Below are 19,204 nucleotides of genomic sequence, written 5' to 3' on the forward strand. Positions count from 1 at the left end.
CTCTGGGACCGTGACTACGGCGCGACTCTCAGACATCGCGGCGCAGGCGGGGGTCAGCGAAGCCACCGTCTCCCGCGTACTCAACGGCAAGGCGAACGTCTCCGCCGCCACCCGGCAGACCGTGCTGGCGGCGCTCGACGTGCTCGGCTACGAGCGGCCGACCCGTCTGCGCCAGCGCAGCGCCGGCCTGATCGGGCTGATCACGCCGGAGCTGAGCAACCCGATCTTCCCCGCACTGGCCCAGGTGATCGAGCAGGTGCTCAGCCGGCACGGGTACACCCCGGTGCTGTGCACCCAGACGCCGGGCGGGTCCACCGAGGACGAACTGGTCGAGATGCTGGTCGACCGGGGTGTGGCGGGCATCGTCTTCGTCTCCGGGCTGCACGCCGACTCCACCGCCGACCACGACCGCTACGCCCGGCTGACCGGGCGCGGGGTGCCGTTCGTGCTGATCAACGGCTACAGCGAGCGGATCGACGCGCCGTTCATCTCGCCGGACGACCGGGCCGCGATGTGGATGGCCGTCCAGCACCTGGCCGAACTCGGGCACGAGCGGATCGGGCTGGCCGTCGGGCAGCGGCGGTACGTGCCGGTGCTGCGCAAGATCGAGGGCTTCACGGCGGCGATGCGCGAGGTGCTGGGACGGAGCCAGGAGGAGGCCGAGGAACTCGTCCACCACACGCTGTTCAGCGTGGAGGGCGGGCACGCGGCGGCCGGCGCACTGCTGGACAAGGGCTGCACGGCGATCGTCTGCGGCAGCGACATGATGGCGCTCGGGGCGATCCGGGCGGTGCGGCAGCGTGGACTGTCGGTGCCGCACGACGTCTCGGTGGTCGGCTTCGACGACTCGCCGCTGATCGCCTTCACCGAGCCGCCGCTGACCACGATCCGCCAGCCGGTCGAGGCGATGGCGACCGCGGCGGTGGACGCGCTGCTGGAGGAGGTCGGCGGGAACGCGGTCCAGCGCGGGGAGTTCATGTTCCAGCCGGAGCTGGTCATGCGTGGCTCCACGGGGGCCTGCGCGCGCTGAGGACGGTCAACGGACGGGCCCCGGAGAGCTGTTGCTCTCCGGGGCCCGTTGCGTGCCGCCCGGGTGCCGGGTCAGCCCTCGTGGTCCGTGGGGCGGCTCTCGGTGAGCCGTTGGCCGTCGGTGGCGTCGCCGGTGCGGGTCTCGGTGCGGCGGCCGCGGGCCAGGTAGTCGCGCAGGACGAGTTCGACGGCGTCCTGCGGGTTCTTGGTGCCGGAGAGCATCATCGCGTCGATCGCGAGGTTGGCGTCGAGTGTGACGGTGACCTGGGCCATGGTGACTCCTCCTCGGGTGCCGGAGCAGCAGCATGCCCGCTGGGGGCGGGCTTTGACCATGGCCCCGGGCGGTCCTGCCCGGCGGCCTGCCGGCGGCCTTCCTACGGCGCCGGGCGACCGCCGGGGCGGGCGGCGGCTGACAGATAACAGATGATGAAATCTGTTATCTGTTATCTGTCAGCCGTCAGTTGTCAGCTGTCACCCGCGGGTCGTGCTCAGCCCCGGCCGGCGAAGTCCGGCGCCCAGTTGGCGACGGTCTGCAGGCGCACGCCCGAGCTCGGGTTGGCGGCCTCGACGTACTGGCCGCCGCCGATGTAGATCGCGACGTGGTAGACGCCGGAGTTCTGGCCGTTGTTGGACCAGAACAGCAGGTCGCCCGCCTGCAGGCTGTCCAGCGAGACGCGGGTGCTGGCGGCGGCCTGGTCGGCGGCGACGCGCGGGACGGAGACACCCGCGGCGCGCAGCGCGGCCTGGGTCAGGCCGGAGCAGTCCCAACCGCCGTTGCCGGTACCGCCGTAGACGTACGCCTGGCCGACCTTCGACTGGGCGAAGGAGACCGCGGCGGCCATGCTGCCGGTGGCGGCCGGGGCCTGAGCGGGGGTCTGCGCCTGGGCGGCCGGCTTGGAAGCCGGCTTGGCGGCCGGGGTCGAGGTCGGGGCCGGGGCCTGCGGCTGGGCGGTCGGCTTGGCGTTCACGGCGGCGCCGTTGGAGGTCTGGCCGGACTTCTGCGAGCGGTCGAACCAGGTGAAGTCCGAGCCGGACTGGTCGGTCTGAGCCGACTGCTGGGCCTGGCCGCCGTCCTTGAACGAGAGGCGCTGGCCCGGGTAGATGGTGTCCGGACCCTCGGTCAGGGTGCCGCGGTTGAGCTCGTACAGCCGCTGCCAGCCGCCTTGGAGGTTGTGCTTGTCGGCGATCGAGGACAGCCAGTCGCCGGAGGCGACGGTGTAGTCGTCGCCCTGGGGCTGGGCGCTGTTCTGGGCCTGGTTCTGGCCCTTCTGCGCCGAGGTGCCGTTGGCGGAGTCGGCGGGGGCCTGTGCCTGGTCCTGGGCCGGTGCGGCCGGCTTGGCGGGCTTCGCGGCCGGGGTGGCCGGGGCCTGGCTCTGCGCGGGCTTGGCGGCCGGGGTGGCCGGCTTCGCGGCGGGCTTGGTGGCGGTCGAGCTGGCAGCCGAGCCGGTGGTCGAGCCGGCCGAGGTGTCGACGGCAGCCGCGGCGCCGCCCTTGGTCAGGCCGGCCTGGACCGAGCACACCGGCCAGGCGCCGGGGCCCTGCGAGGCGAGGACCTTCTCGGCGACGGCGATCTGCTGGTCCTTGGTGGCCTGGTTGGCCTGGGGGGCGTACGCGGTGCCGCCGAAGGCGGCCCAGGTGCTGGAGGTGAACTGCAGGCCGCCGTAGAAGCCGTTGCCGGTGTTGATGCTCCAGTTGCCGGTGCTCTCGCACTGGGCGACCTTGTCCCAGGTGGCGACGGAGGCGGCGGAGGCGGTGCCGGAGGTGAGGCAGGGGATGGTGAGGCCGACGCCCGCGACGCCGATGGCGGCGATCACGCGTCGGGTACGACTGGACAGACGGGTGCCGTTGGTGGGCAGCATGAAGACGCAGTCCTCTCCCACGCCTGCGAGGTGAGCTGTCGGATTCGGGCTGGAGTTGCCCGGCCGCGCTGTGGGCGCGGCTTCACCCCTAGCCCTGGATCGTTCCGGGGAACGGTCCGGGGCGACTTACCTGTGGGTCCCCCGCTCCTGCCGTGGTGCGTTTTCGCGCTGCCAGGACATCCGACGGCAGGACTCGGCGTCGCGGATGAACTGGGTTCGTGTGGCCACGAACGGGGAGCACGTTAAGCAGACTTAAGTTCAAACTGCAAACACCTGTGACGTGCATCACGGTTTGGCGAGAACGGTCGTTCCCCTCGCTCGCCATGATCGAAAATGGCCGATTTCCGGCAATGCCGCGAAGGGCGTGCACAACTGTCTGTGCTTCAGGAGGCGGGTGACGGCGGGTCGGGTCCCACGGGGGCCGCCCGCCGAGAAGGAGGTGCGTCCACACTGTGGCCGTCGGGGGATGGATCGAGCGACGGCGAACAAATGCGGATAGAACGGACATCGCACCTATTCGCCCTTTAACTCCCTTACGGGACAAGCAGGAAGGGCCCGGAACGTAGCCGTTCCGGGCCCTTCACGAGTGCGGTGACCGCTACTGGCCGGCCGACTCCTCGGTGGCGGTGCGAGCGGCGTGGGCGGCGTGACCGCCCCGGCCGGAGTGGTCGGCGTGCGCGCCCTCGGCGGTCTCCGCCGCCTCGGCCTCGGCCTGCGCCAGGGCCTCGGGGGAGGGTGCCGGCAGCGCGGCCAGGTAGGTGGCGGCGATCAGCTGGCCGACCGTCGGGTAGGCGCCCAGCGGCGCCGCGGACGGGCAGCCGGTCTCCTCGGCGGCCGTGGCGAGCAGTTCGGAGTCGGCCTCCGGCCCGATCACCAGCGGGGCCAGCGCCGGGCGCTGGGAGCCGGTCTCCTTGAGGTGGTTGACGGCCGCGGCGACCGAGCCCGGCACGTCGAGCGCGGCGGGCACGACCGGGACGGCCAGCCGGGCCGCCAGCAGGACACCGGTGATGCCGGCCGCGGCAGCGGCCTCCTCGCCGCCGACGGTGGTCAGCACGACGCCGTCCGCGGCGGTCGCGATGGCGAACAGCCGGGCCCGGTCGGCGCGTGCCAGGCCGGCCTCGGACAGGCGCACGTGCACGGCCTCGGCGAGCAGCGGGTGCGGGCCGAGCACGTCGGTGACGGGGGCTCCGTACTCCGCGGCGAGGGCGTGAAGTTCGGTCAGGAATCCGTGCGGGCCGGGTACCAGCGGCACCAGGACCGGCGCGGGCAGGCCCGCCTCGGCGGCCATGGCCAGCAGTTCGGCGACGGTGCGGTCGTCACTGTCGACCCCCTGGGCGGCTTCGCCCGGGAGGTAGCCGACGGCGGTCTGGATGCCGCTCTGCTCGCTGCGGACGATCGACAGCAGCTCCTCGACGACCGAGCGGGACTCGGGCCCGGCGGTCGCGGGCACGGCGAGCACCAGGGCCGGGGAGCCGGCCGGGATCTCGGGGCGCTCGGGGCGGCGGTGGCGCCCCCGCGCACGGGAGCCTGGAGTGCGGACGGGCAGTGGCGCGCCCGGGATGGCTGCGGTGCTCATGCCGGAGATCGTAGGACATCGGCCCGTCAGGCCTGCATTCGGCTGCCGTTCGAGTTTCACGTGGTCATGGCGGGTGCGCCGCGTTCCCGCCGTGTCCGTCCGGGCGGTTTGCCCGCAATCCGGACATATCTCACCCAGCCTTCGAGCGATCACCGCTCGTAGCCCTGACGTGTCCGACGGGGCGTCGAGTTGCCTGTGTGGCGCGTGAGATGTCTCACAGCCGGGAGGTCGCCTGACGGAGCGTCACGGCAGCGCGACTCCGGGCGTCTGAAGATCAACATTCAGCGGGGAACCGCTCACGGCCGGTTATCGAGAATCTGGCGATTCACTCGGCTATGTCCGTTTACGTACCGTCAGGAGAAGGGCCCGTGAAGAGTTCGGAACTGCCGGTGAAAGGCCTCGTGCACCTGCAATGTCCCGTGCTGATGCACGTGCACAGCAGCTATCATCGCGTCAAGTGAGGCGTTGTGCCGGGCCGGTACGGGGCCGGTCCGTTCGTTCGGCGGGTGCCGGGAGCGCCGCGCTGGACGACCACTCCGGAGCTCTTCGGGAGATTTCTATGCACGACTCGCAGGACACGCACGGCTCGTACGACACCTACAACGGGATGGCGGCCGCCGACCTCAAGGGGGTTCTCTGGCAGAAGAGCCTGCACAGCAACTCCCAGGGGAACTGCGTCGAGTTCGCGGCCCTGCCGGGGGGCGATGTGGCGATGCGCAACTCGCGCTTCCCGGAAGGGCCGGCGCTCATCTACACCCGGGCCGAGATCGCCGCCCTGCTGCTGGGGGCCAAGGACGGGGAGTTCGACCACCTGGCGGTCTGACCGGCCGCCGTCCTGCCATCGGGGGGCCGTCGTGGGTGCTGACACCGCGACGGCCTTTGTCTTGTCCGGGGCCGGTCCGGGGCCACGCGACGGGCGTTCTCCCGACGGGCGCTCTCGCGGCCGACCGCGCGCAGGCGCGGCGGGTGGTCCCGCGCACGGTTGGGGGCCCGGACGTGGACGGGGGGCGGGCCGCCGGGGTGCCCGGCCGTCAGTCCGGCCGGCTCGTCCGGGGGGCCGACCCGGCAATCGTCGTGGGAATCGTCCTGAGGACTGAGCCGGAGCCCGTGGCGCACCTGCGCCAGGCCCGTCGAGCCGCCCCGCGGAGCCCGGGGTGCGGTCCTCCCGGGGCCTCCCTCGGCCGGCCGCGCGCCGCCTGGCGCTAGGCCGAGCGCCGGTGCCGTCCACCGAGTTCGGAACCGGTGGCCGGCTCCGCCTCGAACAGGGCCCAGACCACCTTGCCGCTGCCCAGCGGGTGCCAACCCCAGGAGCGGCTGAAGGACTCCACCAGGTGCAGTCCGCGGCCGGACTCGGCGACGAAGTCCGCCTCCCGGGCGACCGGGCCGATGCAGCTCGGGTCGCTCACCGCGCAGACCACCTGGGGAGAGCGGTGGACCAGGCTTATTCGGATCGGCAGCCGGCCCTCGGGGGTCGGCTGTATGGGAAAGTCGTACTCGCCCTGGGCGCCACCCGCAGGGTCGGGTCGTGCGCCGATCGCATGCCGCAGTGCGTTGGTCACCAGCTCCGAGGCCACCAGCGCGACGTCGTCGAACAGCTCCATCAGGCCCCAGCGCTGAAGAGAGGTTCTGGCGAAGTCGCGCGCGGTTCTGACGGCTTCGAAGCGAGGAGCGAGCGTACAGGTGACCACATGGGGGTCAACCGCCAAAGCCGTACCGGTGCTCATGAAGAGCTCCTCCCATAAGGGGGCGGACACGGCTGGACCCGCCGGGGTCATGCCGGTCACCTCCGACTCGCTCGGCCGCTCGGCCGCCCCCTCGACCAGCGCGCGCGCACACGATCCCCCGGTGGCGCGGGGGAACGCTGCCGGGTCGGTGCACGGAGTCGCGCGTGGGGTCGACGCGGAGCCCGCGGGATTGCCAGGGATGTGCAGGTGCACGTGCACCATGGTGGTGTGCGCTCACTGCAGATGCAAGAGTCGATTCACGTGCAGTCGCACTATTGGCATATGCAAGCGCCGGATGCACGTGCATCCTGGTGTGTGGAGTGTGGAACTGATAGGAACATCCGTCAGTATCGGCACCGTGAGCGCTCAACTGATGGCAGACTGTGCGCTGTTTGCCCTAGGTGGAGGTTTCGACCGCATGACCACAGTTCAGCCGGGCGGCGGCTCGATGGTCCGCCGGATCCTCCTCGGGTCTCAGCTGCGTCGCCTGCGTGAGACGCGCGGCATCACGCGCGAGGACGCCGGCTACGCGATCAGGGCCTCCGAGTCCAAGATCAGCCGCATGGAACTCGGCCGCGTCAGCTTCAAGGAACGCGACGTCGCCGACCTGCTCAGCCTCTACGGCGTGGACGACGGCCTGGAGCGGGAGGCACTGCTCGGGCTGGTCCGCGAGGCCAACAAGTCCGGCTGGTGGCACAGCTTCAACGACGTGCTGCCGGGCTGGTTCCAGACCTACGTCGGCCTGGAGGAGGCCGCCCAGCTGATCCGCACCTACGAGGTGCAGTTCATCCCCGGACTGCTGCAGTCCGAGGAGTACGCACGGGCGGTTTTCGGACAGAGTCGGCCGGTCGTCAGCGAGGAGGAGATCGAACGGCGGGTCAGCCTTCGCCTGCGTCGCCAGAAGCTGCTGACCGAGGGCGCCAGCCCGCGGCTGTGGGCCGTGATCGACGAGGCCGCGCTGCGCCGCCCCGTCGGCGGGCCCAAGGTGATGCGCGGCCAGGTGCAGTACCTGATCGACGTCGCCGAGCAGGCCAACGTCGTGATCCAGGTGATGCCGTTCCGATTCGGCGCGCACGCGGGGGAGTCCGGGGCGTTCACGATCCTGCGCTTCCCTGAACAGGACCTCGCGGACGTCGTCTACCTGGAGCAGCTCACCAGCGCGCTGTACCTCGACAAGCGGGACGACGTCGACGCGTACATCCAGGTCATGGAGCGGCTCTGCGTGGACAGCCTCACGCCCGAGCGGACCGTGGACCTGCTGGCCTCGATCCTCAAGGAGCGCTGAGAGGAGCACTGAGAGGAGTGCTGAGGGGAGCTCTCAGCAGAGCGTACGGGTCCGGCGGCCCGCGATCGGTCGCCCGGGCACCGAGCCGCCATCCACCCGCCGTCAGCCGCGGGCCGGCGGCCGTTCGCGTTCCGGCGGCAGTGCCTGCGGCGGGGTGCCCAACTCCCAGGGCAGGTCGTAGCGGCGGAACAGGTCGGCCCGGATCAGCGCCAGCGGGAGTTCGGCGCCCGGCAGCAGCACCCCGATGCAGCCGCCCATCAGCGCGCTGCGCAGCACCGCGTGCTCGGCGGCCGGGTCCGGTGCGCCCCAGTCGAGCAGCAGGCCCTGGAGGATGGCGCCGAGCTGCTGCTGCTCCGGGTCCTGGACGAAGGCGCCGGAGTCCGGGTCCAGGATCAGCGCGAGGTGCGAGCGCATCACCCGCGGATGCTCCAGGGCGAGGGTGAGGACCGCGTCGATCGCGCGGGCCAGCCGGGCCGCCGGTGTGGCGTCCGGGGTCAGCTCGGCGAGCGCGCCGGAGAGCGACTGGTGCATCATCCGGTGCGTTGCGGACTGCATCAGCAGCCGTTTCCCGTCGAAGTAGTACGAGAGCAGGCCGCGCGCGAGCCCGGCCCGCTCGGCGATGTCGGTCAGCGTGGTGCCCGCGTATCCGTGCCGGTCGACCAGTTCGACGGTGGCTCGCATGATGCGCCGACGGGAGCGTTGCCGCATCTCCTCATTGACCGAATCCCCGCGAGGTGCCATCGTGTCTGCTCCGAACGTTCGTTGGCTCCGGGCCAATATACTGGCGGAGCCGGTAGTCGCACCGTGAAACCGCGCGCCGGTGGGCGCCGCTCGGGCGCCCGGTACGAAGACGGCCGGCTCCACCAAAACGGGGGTTTGGTGGAGCCGGCGCCATTGTCCGACGGCGGGGGCCGGGGGCCGGCCCGGGTGGCGGTCGACGGTCAGCGGTTGGTCAGGACTTCGGTCCGCGCCGCGCTCGACCCGACCGAGGGGTAATCGTAGTCCGGCACCGGCGCGGGAGCCGACTTCCGCCGCCGGTCGACCAGGGCGCCCACCGCGGCGATCAGCAGGCCGAACAGCGCGACCGCCGCGACGAACACCAGGGCCGGCCGGTAGCCGTCCAGCTGCGCCTGCGGGCTGTCACCGCCGGCACTGCCGGCGGTGATCATCGCGGTCGCGCCGGCCAGGACCACCGCTGTGCCGACCTGGATCGCGGTGTTGACCAGGCCGGAGGCCAGGCCCTGCTCGTCGTCGCCCACGCCGTCGGTGGCGGCGATGTTCACCGAGGGGAAGGCCAGCGCGAAGCCCACGCCGAGCAGCAGCATCGAGGGCAGGACCAGACCCACGTACGAGCTGTGCTCGTCCAGCCGCAGGAACAGCGCGAACGCGCCGACCAGGGCCAGCAGGCCGATCGGCAGCAGCCGGCCGGTGCCGAAGCGGTCCACGATCGGGCCCATGAACGGTGCCGAGAGCGCGATGAAGGCGCCGGCCGGCAGCAGCCCGAGGGCCATCTGCAGCGCCGACCAGCCCAGCAGGTGCTGCAGGTAGAGGGTGACGACGAACTGGAACCCGCCGTACGCGCCGGCCATGGCGAAGGCGATCACGTTGGCCCGGGCGACCGAGCCGTTGCGGAAGATGCCGAGCCGGACCAGTGGGTGGGCGGTGCGGCTCTCGACCAGCAGGAAGGCGGCGGCCAGTGCGGCGACCACGACCAGCGAGCCGACGGTGCGCAGGCTCAGCCAGCCGGCGCCCTGCGCCTCGGTGGCGGTGAACACCAGCAGCAGCACGGTCGCGGTGCCGGTGATCGCGCCCAGCACGTCGTAGCCGCCCTTGGCGCGTTCCTCGGTAGGGCGGGGGAGCAGCCGGACCGCGAAGAACAGGGCGAGCAGCGCGACCGGGACGGGCATCAGGAACGTCCAGCGCCAGCCGACGGAGGTGAGCAGCCCGCTGAGCACCAGGCCGAGCGAGAAGCCGCTGGCGCCGCAGGTGGTGTAGATCGACAGCGCCCGGTTGCGGGCGGGGCCCTCGGCGAAGGTCGTGGTGATGATCGACAGGCCGGCCGGGGCGGTGAAGGCGGCGCTGACGCCCTTGAGGAAGCGGGCGGCGATCAGCAGCCCGCCGTCGTCGACCAGGCCGCCGAGCAGCGAGGCGGCGGCGAAGACGCCCAGGGCGACCAGGAAGACCCGGCGGCGGCCGAGCAGGTCGGCGGCGCGGCCGCCGAGCAGCAGCAGGCCGCCGTAGCCGAGCACGTAGCCGGAGACCACCCATTGCAGGGCGGAGGTGGAGAGGTGCAGCTCGGAGCCGATGGACGGGAGGGCGACGCCGACCATGGAGACGTCCAGGGCGTCCAGGAACATGGCGGCGCAGAGCACGATCAGGGTGCCCCAGAGGCGGGGTGTCCAGCTCAGCCCGCTGGTTGACGGGGCGTCGGGTGACGTGGCGGTCGCGGTGGTCATGGGGAGGACAGTACATGCGCGTGCATTCAATGCAAATGAATAAGATGTGAACACATAATTTTACGGCGCACATGCTAGGGTGGCACCGTGGCTGATCTCGACTCCCCGGCGGAGGCCGGTCTCGTTGCGCAATGGCGCGACCTGCTGGCCCGGCATGCCGCCACGGCCTGCATGCTCGATCGCGAGCTGGGTGACAAGTGCGGGCTGGGCGTGAGCGAGTTCGAGGTGCTGGAGCGCCTGGTGGAGGGGTGCCAGGGCGGCGGCCATGCGCTGCGGGCGCAGGAGCTGGCCCACACCGTCCACCTCAGCCAGAGTGCGCTGTCCCGGGTGATCGCCCGCCTGGAGAAGGGTGGGCTGGTCACCCGGGCGATGTGCGAGAGTGACCGGCGGGCCATCGTGATCACCCTGACCGGGATCGGTCGGGAGCGGTACGAGCAGGCCAGGCCGCTCCATCGTGAGGTGCTCGAACTGACCCTCGGTGCCCCGCTCGGGCCGTTGGACGAGTCGCCGACAAGCTGACCTGCCGGCAAGCCGTCCCGCCGGCAAACTGTCCCTTCGGCAACCTGACTCGGCGTCAATCCGGCGGGCTGGCGGTTGGGTTGGGCCTTTTCGGAGGGGTGAGCCCCTTTTCAGAGGAGCGAGGTCAGCCCCGGCGCGACGGCCAGCAGGACGGCTGCGGCGGGTGCGGCGAGGGCGACGACGGTGAGCCGCAGCCGGTGCGGGACGGACAGTCGCGGGCGGCCCGCGAGCAGCCGGTCCACTCGTCGCGGGGACTGCGCCAGACCGGGCGGGCAGGAGCCGAACACCCCGCGGTCCAGGTTGAGTTCGGCCAGTGCGAGGGCAGTGGTGTGCCGGCCGTGCCGGCGCGCGGCCCGGTCGTCGGCCGCCAGCTCCACCAGCTCCTCCACCTGGGCCCGGAAGGCGCTGAACACGCCGACCCCGGGGAAGCCGGAGGCGAGCGCCTGGGCGCACTGCTGGAGCCAGTGGTGCCGGGCCCGGACGTGCCCGCGCTCATGGCTCAGGACAGCGGCCAACTCCCGGTCGGTCAGCTGCTGGAGGGCGCCGGTGGTGACCACCAGGCGGGAGTCCGGGCCGGGCAGCGACCACGCCTCCGGGCGGATGTTCTCCAACACCACCAGCCGCTCCCGGCGGCTGCGGGCGGCCGCGATGGCCTCCGGCAATTCCGGTGCCCGGACCGTCAGTTGAGCATGCCGGTGGTCGCGGAGCGCCTTCGCGGAACGGACCTCGCGGGTGAGCGCCAGCACCGTCTGCAGGCCGCCCGCCGCCAGCACCGCGGCGCACAGCCGGCCCCAGCCCTCGGCGTCCTGGAGGCCGTACGCGGCCTCGACGCCGTGCGGGGCGCCCGAGAACACCAGGGCGCGCAGTTCGGGCAGCGCGGCGGAGGCGGCCAGCAGCAGGCCCAGGACGCAGCACAGCAGCACGGCCACCACCAGGCACTGCCATGCCAGCAGCGCCAGCACCGGTTCGCGCTCCGCCCAGCGGGCCCGGGCCAGCAGCCGGGGCGCGACGGTCGAGAGCAGCAGTCCGAGCAGCAGCAGGCCGATCAGGGCAGTCATCGCATGGGCTCCCCGAGTACGCACGGAACGCGACAACGCGCTCCCTGCCAACCTATGCGCTGATGACCTCCGGAGGAACGGCTTTCGACCGGCCAGTGACCAACGCCACGTCAGGGATGGGGTCTTGGATCGATCGGGGCTCACATGGTCAGGAGCATGGCGAACATGCCGATGCCCATGGTGAGTCGGCAGGCCCGGGGCAGCCCGGCGGTGCCGAGTGCCAGGGTCCCGGAGGGGGTGTGCAGGAGCCGGGTGCCGGCCCACAGGGAGTAGGCGCCGAAGTAGAGCAGGAGGGAGCCGGTCAGCAGCGGCGTGCCCGCGTCGGCGGCGTGGTGGTGATGGCCGGGGGTGGCGGTCATCGCGAGCGCCATGTACGTCATGGCGAGCGCGCCGATCGCGTGGTGCAGCCGGTGTGCCCGGCGGGCCGGGGCGCGTACGGCGGCGAGCAGGAAGGCGGCGGCGGGGAGGCCGAACACCCAGGCCCAGACAGTGGCCGGGACGGCGCCGCCGGTCACGGCCATGGCGGCCATGCCGAGCCCCATCAGGGCCTCGGCGGCGTCGGACTCCCGGGCGAGCAGGCGCCGGGCGCCGAAGTGGTGAGTGGTGCCGGCGGCGCAGGGGGAGTGGCGCAGCCGGGTGAGGCAGTAGGCCCCGGCGGTGGCGGTGAGGAGCGCGAGCAGCCAGCTGATCAGCGAGGGTCCGTGCAACGGCGGCCTCCCGGGGCGGCGGGGGCGGGCGGCCGGCGGTGATGTGGCGGGGGCGGCGAACAGATGACAGATGACAGCGAACAGATAACGGATAACAGATAACGTCATCTGTTATCTGTTCGCCGGCATCTGTCTCCCGCCCCTGCTCCTCGCCCGCGGCCCGCCACACCATCGCCCGCCGACCGCGGTCTGGACGGTCGTCCTGTCCACGATCACCGCTGTGGCCGGGGCGCGGGCAGGGCGCGCACCGGGGCGCACAGTGGTGCTCCCCGGTGTGCGGCCACTGGGCACACGCTCCGCCGCCCCGGCCGGCGCTCAGCCCGCGAGCCGCCCCGAGGCGACGACCCGACTGAGGAACCGTCGCGTCCGCTCCTCCCGCGGATCGCCGAACACCTGCTCCGGCGGCCCCTGTTCGAGCACCACCCCGTCGTCCAGGAAGCAGACCTGGTCGGCCACCTCGCGCGCGAACCCCATCTCGTGGGTGGACAGGACCATCGTCATCCCCTGCTCCTTGAGGTCGCGCACCACCGAGAGCACCTCCCCGACCAGGACCGGGTCGAGCGCCGCGGTGATCTCGTCGAGCAGCAGCAGCCGGGGCCCGGTGGCCAGCGCCCGCACGATGGCGACGCGCTGCTGCTGTCCGCCGGAGAGCCGGTCCGGGTACTCCTTCGCCTTGGCCGCCAGCCCGAGCCGGTCGAGCAGTCCCAGCGCCTCCGCCTCCGCCTCGGCCCGCCCCCGTCCGTGCACCCGGCGCGGGGCGAGCGTGATGTTCTCCAGCACGGTCAGGTGCGGGAACAGGTTGTAGGACTGGAACACCACGCCGATCCGGCGGCGGACGGCGTCCTGGTCCGCGCGCGGGTCGGTGATCTCCTCCCCGTCCAGGAAGACCGCCCCGTCGTCGATCCCCTCCAGCAGGTTGACGCACCGCATCAGCGTGGACTTGCCGGAGCCGGACGCCCCGATCAGCGCCGTCACCGAGTGTTCGGGCACGGCGAACCCCACGTCGCGCAGCACCACCTGGCCGCCGAAGGTCTTGCGCACGGACTCCAGCCGGAGCACGTCCCCGCTCACACCGCACCTCCCTGGAACTGCCGACGGTTCGTCCGGGCGGTCAGCCAGTCGGCGAACCGCGTCAGCGGAATGGTCAGCACGATGAACACCAGCCCCGCCACCAGGTACGGCGTGAAGTTGAACGACCGGGCCGCGATGATCTTGGCCGCGTACACCGCGTCGATCGCCCCGCCGATCGAGACCAGCCCGGTGTCCTTCTGCAGGCTGACCAGGTTGTTCAGCAGCGGCGGCACCACCCGCCGCACGGCCTGCGGGAGCACCACGTACCGCATCGCCTGCGCGTTGGTGAGCCCGAGCGACCGGGCCGCGGCCCGCTGGCTGGGGTGCACCGACTCGATGCCGGAGCGGAAGACCTCCGACACGTAGGCGGAGTACGTCAGCACCAGCGCCGCCCCGCCGAGCACCAGCGGATCGGTGGTCACCCCGCTGAGCCGCAGCGCCGGCACCCCGGTGATCATCACTAGCAGGCAGATGATCATCGGCAGCCCGAGGAAGAAGTCCACGTATGCGGTGGCCAGCAGCCGCACCGGGAGGAACACCGGCCCGCGCAGCGTCCGCAGCACCGCGAGCAGCAGGCCGAACACCAGGATCAGTGCGCCGCAGCCGAGCATCAGTTCCAGGTTGAGCCGCAGCCCCGTCAGCACCTCGGGCAGCGCCTGGCGGGCGTAGTCGGCGTTGAAGAAGGTCTTCCGAGTCACCTCCCAGCCGGGGGAGTTGACGACCAGCAGGTAGAGCGCGACCGCCATCGCCAGGGTCGACCCGGCGGCCGTCAGCGCCGACCGGCGGGCCCGGCCGCGCCGGTACGCCTCGTGTGCCAGCCGTCGTTCGGAGGGGCGGTAGCCGTCGTCGTCCCCCTTGCCCCCGCCGCCGTCGCGGCCCCTCCCGTCGCGACCCTTCCCGTCGAGGTCATCCCCGTCGAGGCCCTTCCCGGCGCGGATCTTCCCGCCCCGGCCCGTGGCGACCGACGCCGGACCGGCCGCCACCGCGTCGCCGCTCACTTGAGCACCGGTGCCGAGACGGCGTCGGAGAGCCACTGCTTCTCCAGCTTCGCGAGCGTGCCGTCGGAGCGCAGCGCGTCCACCGCCTGCGACACGCAGCCGGTCAGCTTCGAGCCCTTGTCCAGCACCAGACCGAACTGCTCGCTCTTCGACGCCCCCTCGAACTGGCCGACCACCTGCGCCTCGGGCACCTCGGCGCCGGTGATGTAGAAGGCCGTCGGCAGGTCCACCACGAGCGCCTCGACCTGGCCGTTCTTCAGCGCGGCCTTCGCGAGGTCGTTGGAGTCGAACACGGCCGGCTGGACGCTCGGCTTGATGGTGTTGGTGATGGTGTCCAGGCTGGTGGTGCCGACCTGCGCGCCCAGCTTGGCGCCCTTCAGGTCGGCGATGCTCTTCGCGCCCGCCGCCTTGGAGTTCTTCAACGCGATGACGGCCTGGCGCACGTCGTAGTAGCCGGAGGAGAAGTCGACGGCCTGCTTGCGCTCGTCACTGATGGACACCTGGTTGATGTCGAAGTCGAAGTCCTTGGCCCCCGGCGAGGTGGCCTTGCCGAACGGCGCGACCACCCAGCTGACCTTCTCCTTGGGGTAGCCCAGCTTCTCCGCCACCGCGAAGGCCACGGCGGACTCGAACCCCTTGCCGTTCTCCGGCTTGTCCTCGGTGAACCACGGGTCGTAGGCGGGCTTGTCGGTGCCGACGGTCAGCGTCCCCGCCGTCCGGGTCGCCAGCGCTCCCGGCGCGCAGCCCGCGGCGCTACCGGCCGCACCCGAGGAGCCCGAGGCGGCGGCCCCGTCGGACTTGGCGTCCTGCGGCGCGCACGCGGTCAGCGCGGCGGCCGCGGCGAGCAGCGCGGCGAGGGGCAGAGCGGCGGACGGCTTGCGGATGGTCATGGCAGGGCTCCAGTGAGGAAGGGCAGGGCGGGACAGGGGAGGCGACGGGGCGGGCCGGGGCCGGCCGCGGGCCCGGCGGGTCACTTCCCCCCGGTGGCGGCGCCGGAACACACACGGCATGGTCGGCGTACGGGCCCGCGTCCGCGGTGCCCTCCGAGCCGGATCAGCGACAGCGGCGGCAGAGGCCGCGCACGCGACAGCAGGCGTGACAACGAGAGGGCACCCGGAGCAGGCCGATGTGGCACTCGGTCACCGTGATCGCCGCCGGGAGCATGGCGGGAGGTTCGCATTCCGACGGTGCATCTGTCCAGAACATCCAGATCCCTGTCCACATGGCGGACGCCCGGCCGGCGGGCCCGCGCCCCGGGGCCCCGCCCGGGCCTCGGCGGAGCCACGCCGGAGCTTTGTCGGTCGCGACCCCCTTGAACAGGAGAACCTTTCGTACTTATGGTGTCTCCGTTGAAATAACTCCTGTCGAAGTGAGTCCCCGATGCAGAATCTTTCGCCAAGGCTCGCTGCGGCGGCCGAGGCCCCGGTCTCGACCCTCGCCGGCCACCCGGCCTGGCTGCGCCTGAAGGAGGCCGTCGAGACGCTGCGCCCGCTGCAGTCCAAGGACGGCTCGATCGACCTGTCCGCCGTCCAGCGGCACACCGTCGACCCGCTGGTGGCCACCGTCCGCGGCGCCGTCGAGGAGCTCGCCCCGCTGTTCCCGCACGACGCCGCCTACCTGGCCGCCGTCGACGCGGACCTGGCCAAGTGGGCCGACACCGGCTACCGGGAGCCCGACTTCCTGGACTCGCTGCTCGCCTTCCACCCCGCCGACCAGCGCGAGGACGGCCTGGAGCACCTCGTCGTCTTCCCGATGTACACGCAGAACGGCAACCCGGACCGCAACCTGGAAGCCGTCCTGCTGAGCGTCGTGTGGCCCGACTGGCTGGCCGAGCTGGAGCGGACCCGCTTCGACAACCCGATGTTCGTGCCGATCACCTTCACCGACTTCACGGCCGGCTACGACACCAACTCCGCCGTCCTCTTCCCCGAGACGGTCGCCGTGCGCAAGGCGCCGGAACGTTTCACCTGGGGCGGCATCTTCTGCGACCGCGAGGCCGCCCGCTTCCGCGCCGTCACCACCAGCGCCGTCCAGCAGCTCGGCCTGGAGATCCCGGCCGACGCCGAGGGCCTGCTCAAGGACCAGGACCGCGCGCAGGAGACCTTCGTCCTGTGGGACCTCGTCCACGACCGCACCCACAGCCACGGCGACCTGCCGTTCGACCCCTTCATGATCAAGCAGCGCAGCCCGTTCTGGATGTACGGCCTGGAAGAGCTCCGCTGCGACCTCACCACCTTCAAGGAGGCGGTGAAACTGGAGGCCGAGGGCAACGCGCACGCCCGCGACGTCCAGTACGCGGTCCTCTTCGACCGCCTGTTCCGCTTCCCGGTCAGCGGCGACCGCGTCCGCAACTACGACGGCATGGGCGGCCAGCTGCTCTTCGCCTACCTGCACAAGCACGACGCGCTGCGCTGGCGCGACAACCGCCTCAGCATCGACTGGGACCGGGCCCCGCAGGTCACCAACGCGCTCTGCGCCGAGATCGAGACCCTCTACCGCGACGGCATCGACCGGCCCAAGCCGGCCCACTGGATCGCCGCCTACGAGCTGGTCTCCCGCTACCTCACCCCGCACCCCGCCTCCACCTGGGCGAAGGGCTCCGACGCGCTGCCGCTCGACATCACCGACGGCAAGGCCCTCAACAAGGCGCTGTGCGACGCGGTGCTCCCGGACGAGTTCCCGCTGAGCATGTTCTACGAGGCCCTGTCCAAGAAGCTCGGCGGCGTCATCGCCGCCACCGCCGGCATCACCGGCACCGGTATCCAGGGAGCCGCCGCGTGACCACGACCACCAAGTCCCCGCTGGCCGGCAAGGTCATCGCCGTCGCCGGAGCCAGCGGCCCGGCCGGCCAGGCGGTGCTGCGCCGCCTCACCGCCGACGGCGCCACCGTGATCGGTGCCGACATCGACGCCCAGCGACTCGACTCCGCGCTGGACGCCACCCGCATCGCCGTGCGCGGGGCCAAGGTCAGCGGACAGGTGATCGACCTGCTCGACCCGCAGGAGGTCCACGACTGGGCCGACCACCTGGAGGCCGAGCACGGCCACGTCGACGGTCTGTTCCACCTGGTCGGCGGCTGGCGCGGCAGCAAGACCTTCTTCGACACCCGCCTGGACGACTGGGACTTCCTGCACGACACCGTCGTGCGCACCCTCCAGCACACCTCGCTGGCCTTCCAGCCCGCCCTGGTCCGCAGCTCCGCCGGCCGCTACGCGATGATCTCCGCCGCCGCGGCCCACAAGCCCACCGCCGGCGGCGCCGCCTACGCGGCCGCCAAGGCCGCCACGGAGGCCTGGACCCTCGCCATGGCCGACTCCTTCAAGAAGGAGACCACCGCCCCCGACGGCGAGCCCACCGCGGCGGCTGCCATCCTGGTCATCAAGGCGCTGGTCAGCCCCGAAATGCGGGCCGAGAAGCCGGAGGCGAAGTTCGCCGGCTTCACCGACACCGCCGACCTCGCCGGACACCTGGCGGGCCTCTGGGACCGCCCCGCAGCAGAACTGAACGGACAGCACCTGTGGCTGACAGCCCGATGACCGACCTCACCCGTACGGACGCGGTACGGCGGCACGACCCCGCCGTCCGCGGCTTCGCCAGCGACAACTACGCCGGCGTGCACCCGGAGATCCTCGCCGCGATAGCCCTCGCCAACGGCGGCCACCAGATCGCCTACGGCGAGGATGACTACACGGCCCACCTCCAGGACGTCTTCCGCCGACACTTCGGCGACAAGGCCGAGGCCTACCCCGTCTTCAACGGCACCGGCGCCAACGTGGTTGCCCTCCAGGCGCTGCTCCCGCGCTGGGGCGCCGTGGTCGCCGCCGAATCCGCCCACATCAACGTGGACGAGGGCGGCGCCCCGGAGAAGATGGGCGGCATCAAGCTGCTCACCGTCCCCACCCCGGACGGCAAGCTCACCCCCGAGCTGCTCGACAAGCAGGCCTGGGGCTTCGGTGACGAGCACCGAGCGCAGCCGCTCGCGGTCTCCATCACCCAGAGCACCGAGCTCGGCACCCTCTACACCGCCGACGAGATCCGCGCGATCACCGAGCACGCCCACCAGCTCGGCATGCTCGTCCACGTCGACGGCTCCCGCCTGGCCAACGCCGCCGCGGCGCTCGGCCTGCCGCTGCGCGCCTTCACCACGGACGTGGGCGTCGACGTGCTGTCCTTCGGCGGCACGAAGAACGGCCTGCTGCTCGGCGAGGTCGTAGTGGTGCTCAACCCCGAGCGGGTGCGGAACATCAAGTTCCTGCGCAAGACCTCGATGCAGCTCGCCTCGAAGATGCGCTTCCTCTCCGTCCAGTTCGAGGCGCTGCTCTCCGGCGACCTCTATCTGCGCAATGCCGGGCACGCCAATGCGATGGCCAGCCGGCTGGAGGCGGCCGTCCGTGGGATCGACGGCGTCGAGATCGTGCGCCCGGTCCAGGCGAACGCGGTGTTCGCGATCCTCCCGCGCGAGGTGAGCGAGCGGCTGCAGAAGCACTACCGCTTCTACTTCTGGAACGAGCACACCGGCGAGGTGCGCTGGATGTGTTCGTACGACACCACGGAGGCCGACATCGACGGCTTCGTGGCGGCCATCGTCGAGGAGATGGGCCGCGTCTGACGACGCCTGAACATCGGATCGCCCCTGCCCGGGACCCCGGGCGGGGGCGATTTGCATGTGGCGGGCCTGTCCCCGTACAGTTCCGGAGTCGCCGCGAGAGAGCGGGGGCAAGCGGAAAGCGAATTCCGATGAATGAAACTCCGGAAAACGGAGCGGAAAACATCTGATAAGCTTGAAACACGAAAGAACGAAGCGCCCGGAGGGCCCGCTGGAAGGCGGTCCGAAGGAAGTGTCCGTTCCTTGAGAACTCAACAGCGTGCCAAAAGTCAACGCCAGATATGTTGACATCCCCGGCCTCAGATTCTTCTGGGGT

Annotated in this window: 18 protein-coding genes and 1 riboswitch; of the genes, 7 read left to right on the forward strand and 11 right to left on the reverse strand. The window is 71.7% G+C overall.

Annotated elements, in window-relative coordinates; translation table 11 throughout:
* The first annotated feature begins 10 nt into the window (after positions 1-10).
* The gene (locus tag A6F73_RS26800) at positions 11-1,030 is read left to right on the forward strand and encodes a LacI family DNA-binding transcriptional regulator (RefSeq protein WP_208869121.1); all 1,020 of its coding nucleotides are present in this window, start codon (positions 11-13) and stop codon (positions 1,028-1,030) included.
* A gap of 71 nt (positions 1,031-1,101) precedes the next feature.
* Here A6F73_RS26800 and A6F73_RS26805 read toward each other — a convergent pair whose 3' ends face one another.
* From A6F73_RS26805 to A6F73_RS26815, 3 genes are all read right to left on the reverse strand, one after another.
* Entirely contained in the window at positions 1,102-1,302 is a 201-nt protein-coding gene (locus A6F73_RS26805) for a hypothetical protein (protein WP_063350127.1), read from the reverse strand.
* A 215-nt stretch (positions 1,303-1,517) separates the two neighbouring features.
* Positions 1,518-2,909, reverse strand: coding sequence for a transglycosylase family protein (locus A6F73_RS26810; RefSeq protein ID WP_159398550.1), 1,392 nt, complete (start codon positions 2,907-2,909; stop codon positions 1,518-1,520).
* Positions 2,896-3,056, reverse strand: a riboswitch (cyclic di-AMP (ydaO/yuaA leader). (Overlaps the previous gene by 14 nt.)
* A gap of 430 nt (positions 3,057-3,486) precedes the next feature.
* The gene (locus A6F73_RS26815) at positions 3,487-4,464 is read right to left on the reverse strand and encodes a hypothetical protein (RefSeq protein WP_063350129.1); all 978 of its coding nucleotides are present in this window, start codon (positions 4,462-4,464) and stop codon (positions 3,487-3,489) included.
* A 559-nt stretch (positions 4,465-5,023) separates the two neighbouring features.
* Between A6F73_RS26815 and A6F73_RS26820 the strand changes: the two genes are divergently transcribed.
* Entirely contained in the window at positions 5,024-5,287 is a 264-nt protein-coding gene (locus A6F73_RS26820) for a DUF397 domain-containing protein (protein WP_063350130.1), read from the forward strand.
* A gap of 379 nt (positions 5,288-5,666) precedes the next feature.
* Here the strand turns inward: A6F73_RS26820 and A6F73_RS26825 are convergent, their stop codons facing one another.
* Positions 5,667-6,188 (reverse strand): ATP-binding protein, encoded by a 522-nt coding sequence (locus A6F73_RS26825; RefSeq protein WP_244293511.1) that lies wholly within the window; start codon positions 6,186-6,188, stop codon positions 5,667-5,669.
* Between the two features lie 418 nt (positions 6,189-6,606).
* Here A6F73_RS26825 and A6F73_RS26830 point away from each other — a divergent pair, with 418 nt between their 5' ends.
* Positions 6,607-7,473, forward strand: a complete 867-nt coding sequence (locus A6F73_RS26830; protein WP_063350131.1) for a helix-turn-helix transcriptional regulator — start codon at positions 6,607-6,609, stop codon at positions 7,471-7,473.
* A gap of 102 nt (positions 7,474-7,575) precedes the next feature.
* On the opposite strand, the gene A6F73_RS26835 is transcribed toward A6F73_RS26830, so the two are convergent.
* The gene (locus A6F73_RS26835) at positions 7,576-8,154 is read right to left on the reverse strand and encodes a TetR family transcriptional regulator (protein WP_244293512.1); all 579 of its coding nucleotides are present in this window, start codon (positions 8,152-8,154) and stop codon (positions 7,576-7,578) included.
* A gap of 260 nt (positions 8,155-8,414) precedes the next feature.
* Positions 8,415-9,929 (reverse strand): MFS transporter, encoded by a 1,515-nt coding sequence (locus tag A6F73_RS26840; RefSeq protein ID WP_063350133.1) that lies wholly within the window; start codon positions 9,927-9,929, stop codon positions 8,415-8,417.
* Positions 9,930-10,016: 87 nt separating this feature from the next.
* Between A6F73_RS26840 and A6F73_RS26845 the strand changes: the two genes are divergently transcribed.
* On the forward strand, positions 10,017-10,448 hold the full coding sequence (locus A6F73_RS26845; RefSeq protein WP_063350134.1) for a MarR family transcriptional regulator: 432 nt from the start codon (positions 10,017-10,019) through the stop codon (positions 10,446-10,448).
* A 110-nt stretch (positions 10,449-10,558) separates the two neighbouring features.
* Here the strand turns inward: A6F73_RS26845 and A6F73_RS26850 are convergent, their stop codons facing one another.
* From A6F73_RS26850 to A6F73_RS26870, 5 genes are all read right to left on the reverse strand, one after another.
* Positions 10,559-11,506, reverse strand: a complete 948-nt coding sequence (locus tag A6F73_RS26850) for a M56 family metallopeptidase (protein WP_063350135.1) — start codon at positions 11,504-11,506, stop codon at positions 10,559-10,561.
* A gap of 140 nt (positions 11,507-11,646) precedes the next feature.
* Positions 11,647-12,213, reverse strand: coding sequence for a DUF5134 domain-containing protein (locus A6F73_RS26855; RefSeq protein ID WP_063350136.1), 567 nt, complete (start codon positions 12,211-12,213; stop codon positions 11,647-11,649).
* Between the two features lie 315 nt (positions 12,214-12,528).
* Complete coding sequence (locus A6F73_RS26860; RefSeq protein ID WP_063350137.1) at positions 12,529-13,284, reverse strand: amino acid ABC transporter ATP-binding protein; 756 nt, start codon at positions 13,282-13,284, stop codon at positions 12,529-12,531.
* Positions 13,281-14,102 carry an amino acid ABC transporter permease gene (locus tag A6F73_RS26865; RefSeq protein WP_244293715.1) on the reverse strand — a complete coding sequence of 274 codons (822 nt, stop codon included), beginning with the start codon at positions 14,100-14,102 and terminating at the stop codon, positions 13,281-13,283. The genes A6F73_RS26860 and A6F73_RS26865 overlap by 4 nt, the downstream gene beginning before the upstream one ends.
* A 176-nt stretch (positions 14,103-14,278) precedes the next feature.
* On the reverse strand, positions 14,279-15,172 hold the full coding sequence (locus A6F73_RS26870) for an ABC transporter substrate-binding protein (RefSeq protein ID WP_063350138.1): 894 nt from the start codon (positions 15,170-15,172) through the stop codon (positions 14,279-14,281).
* Positions 15,173-15,662: 490 nt separating this feature from the next.
* Between A6F73_RS26870 and A6F73_RS26875 the strand changes: the two genes are divergently transcribed.
* From A6F73_RS26875 to A6F73_RS26885, 3 genes are read left to right on the forward strand one after another with little or no spacing between them, the layout of a single operon-like run.
* Positions 15,663-17,063, forward strand: a complete 1,401-nt coding sequence (locus A6F73_RS26875) for a DUF6421 family protein (protein WP_063350139.1) — start codon at positions 15,663-15,665, stop codon at positions 17,061-17,063.
* Positions 17,060-17,818 carry an SDR family NAD(P)-dependent oxidoreductase gene (locus A6F73_RS26880; RefSeq protein ID WP_107452964.1) on the forward strand — a complete coding sequence of 253 codons (759 nt, stop codon included), beginning with the start codon at positions 17,060-17,062 and terminating at the stop codon, positions 17,816-17,818. Before A6F73_RS26875 ends, A6F73_RS26880 begins: the two co-directional genes overlap by 4 nt.
* Entirely contained in the window at positions 17,815-18,891 is a 1,077-nt protein-coding gene (locus A6F73_RS26885; protein ID WP_063350140.1) for a low specificity L-threonine aldolase, read from the forward strand. The genes A6F73_RS26880 and A6F73_RS26885 overlap by 4 nt, the downstream gene beginning before the upstream one ends.
* Positions 18,892-19,204: the final 313 nt, after the last annotated feature.

Source organism: Streptomyces sp. MJM8645, from assembly GCF_001625365.1.
GTDB lineage: Bacteria > Actinomycetota > Actinomycetes > Streptomycetales > Streptomycetaceae > Kitasatospora.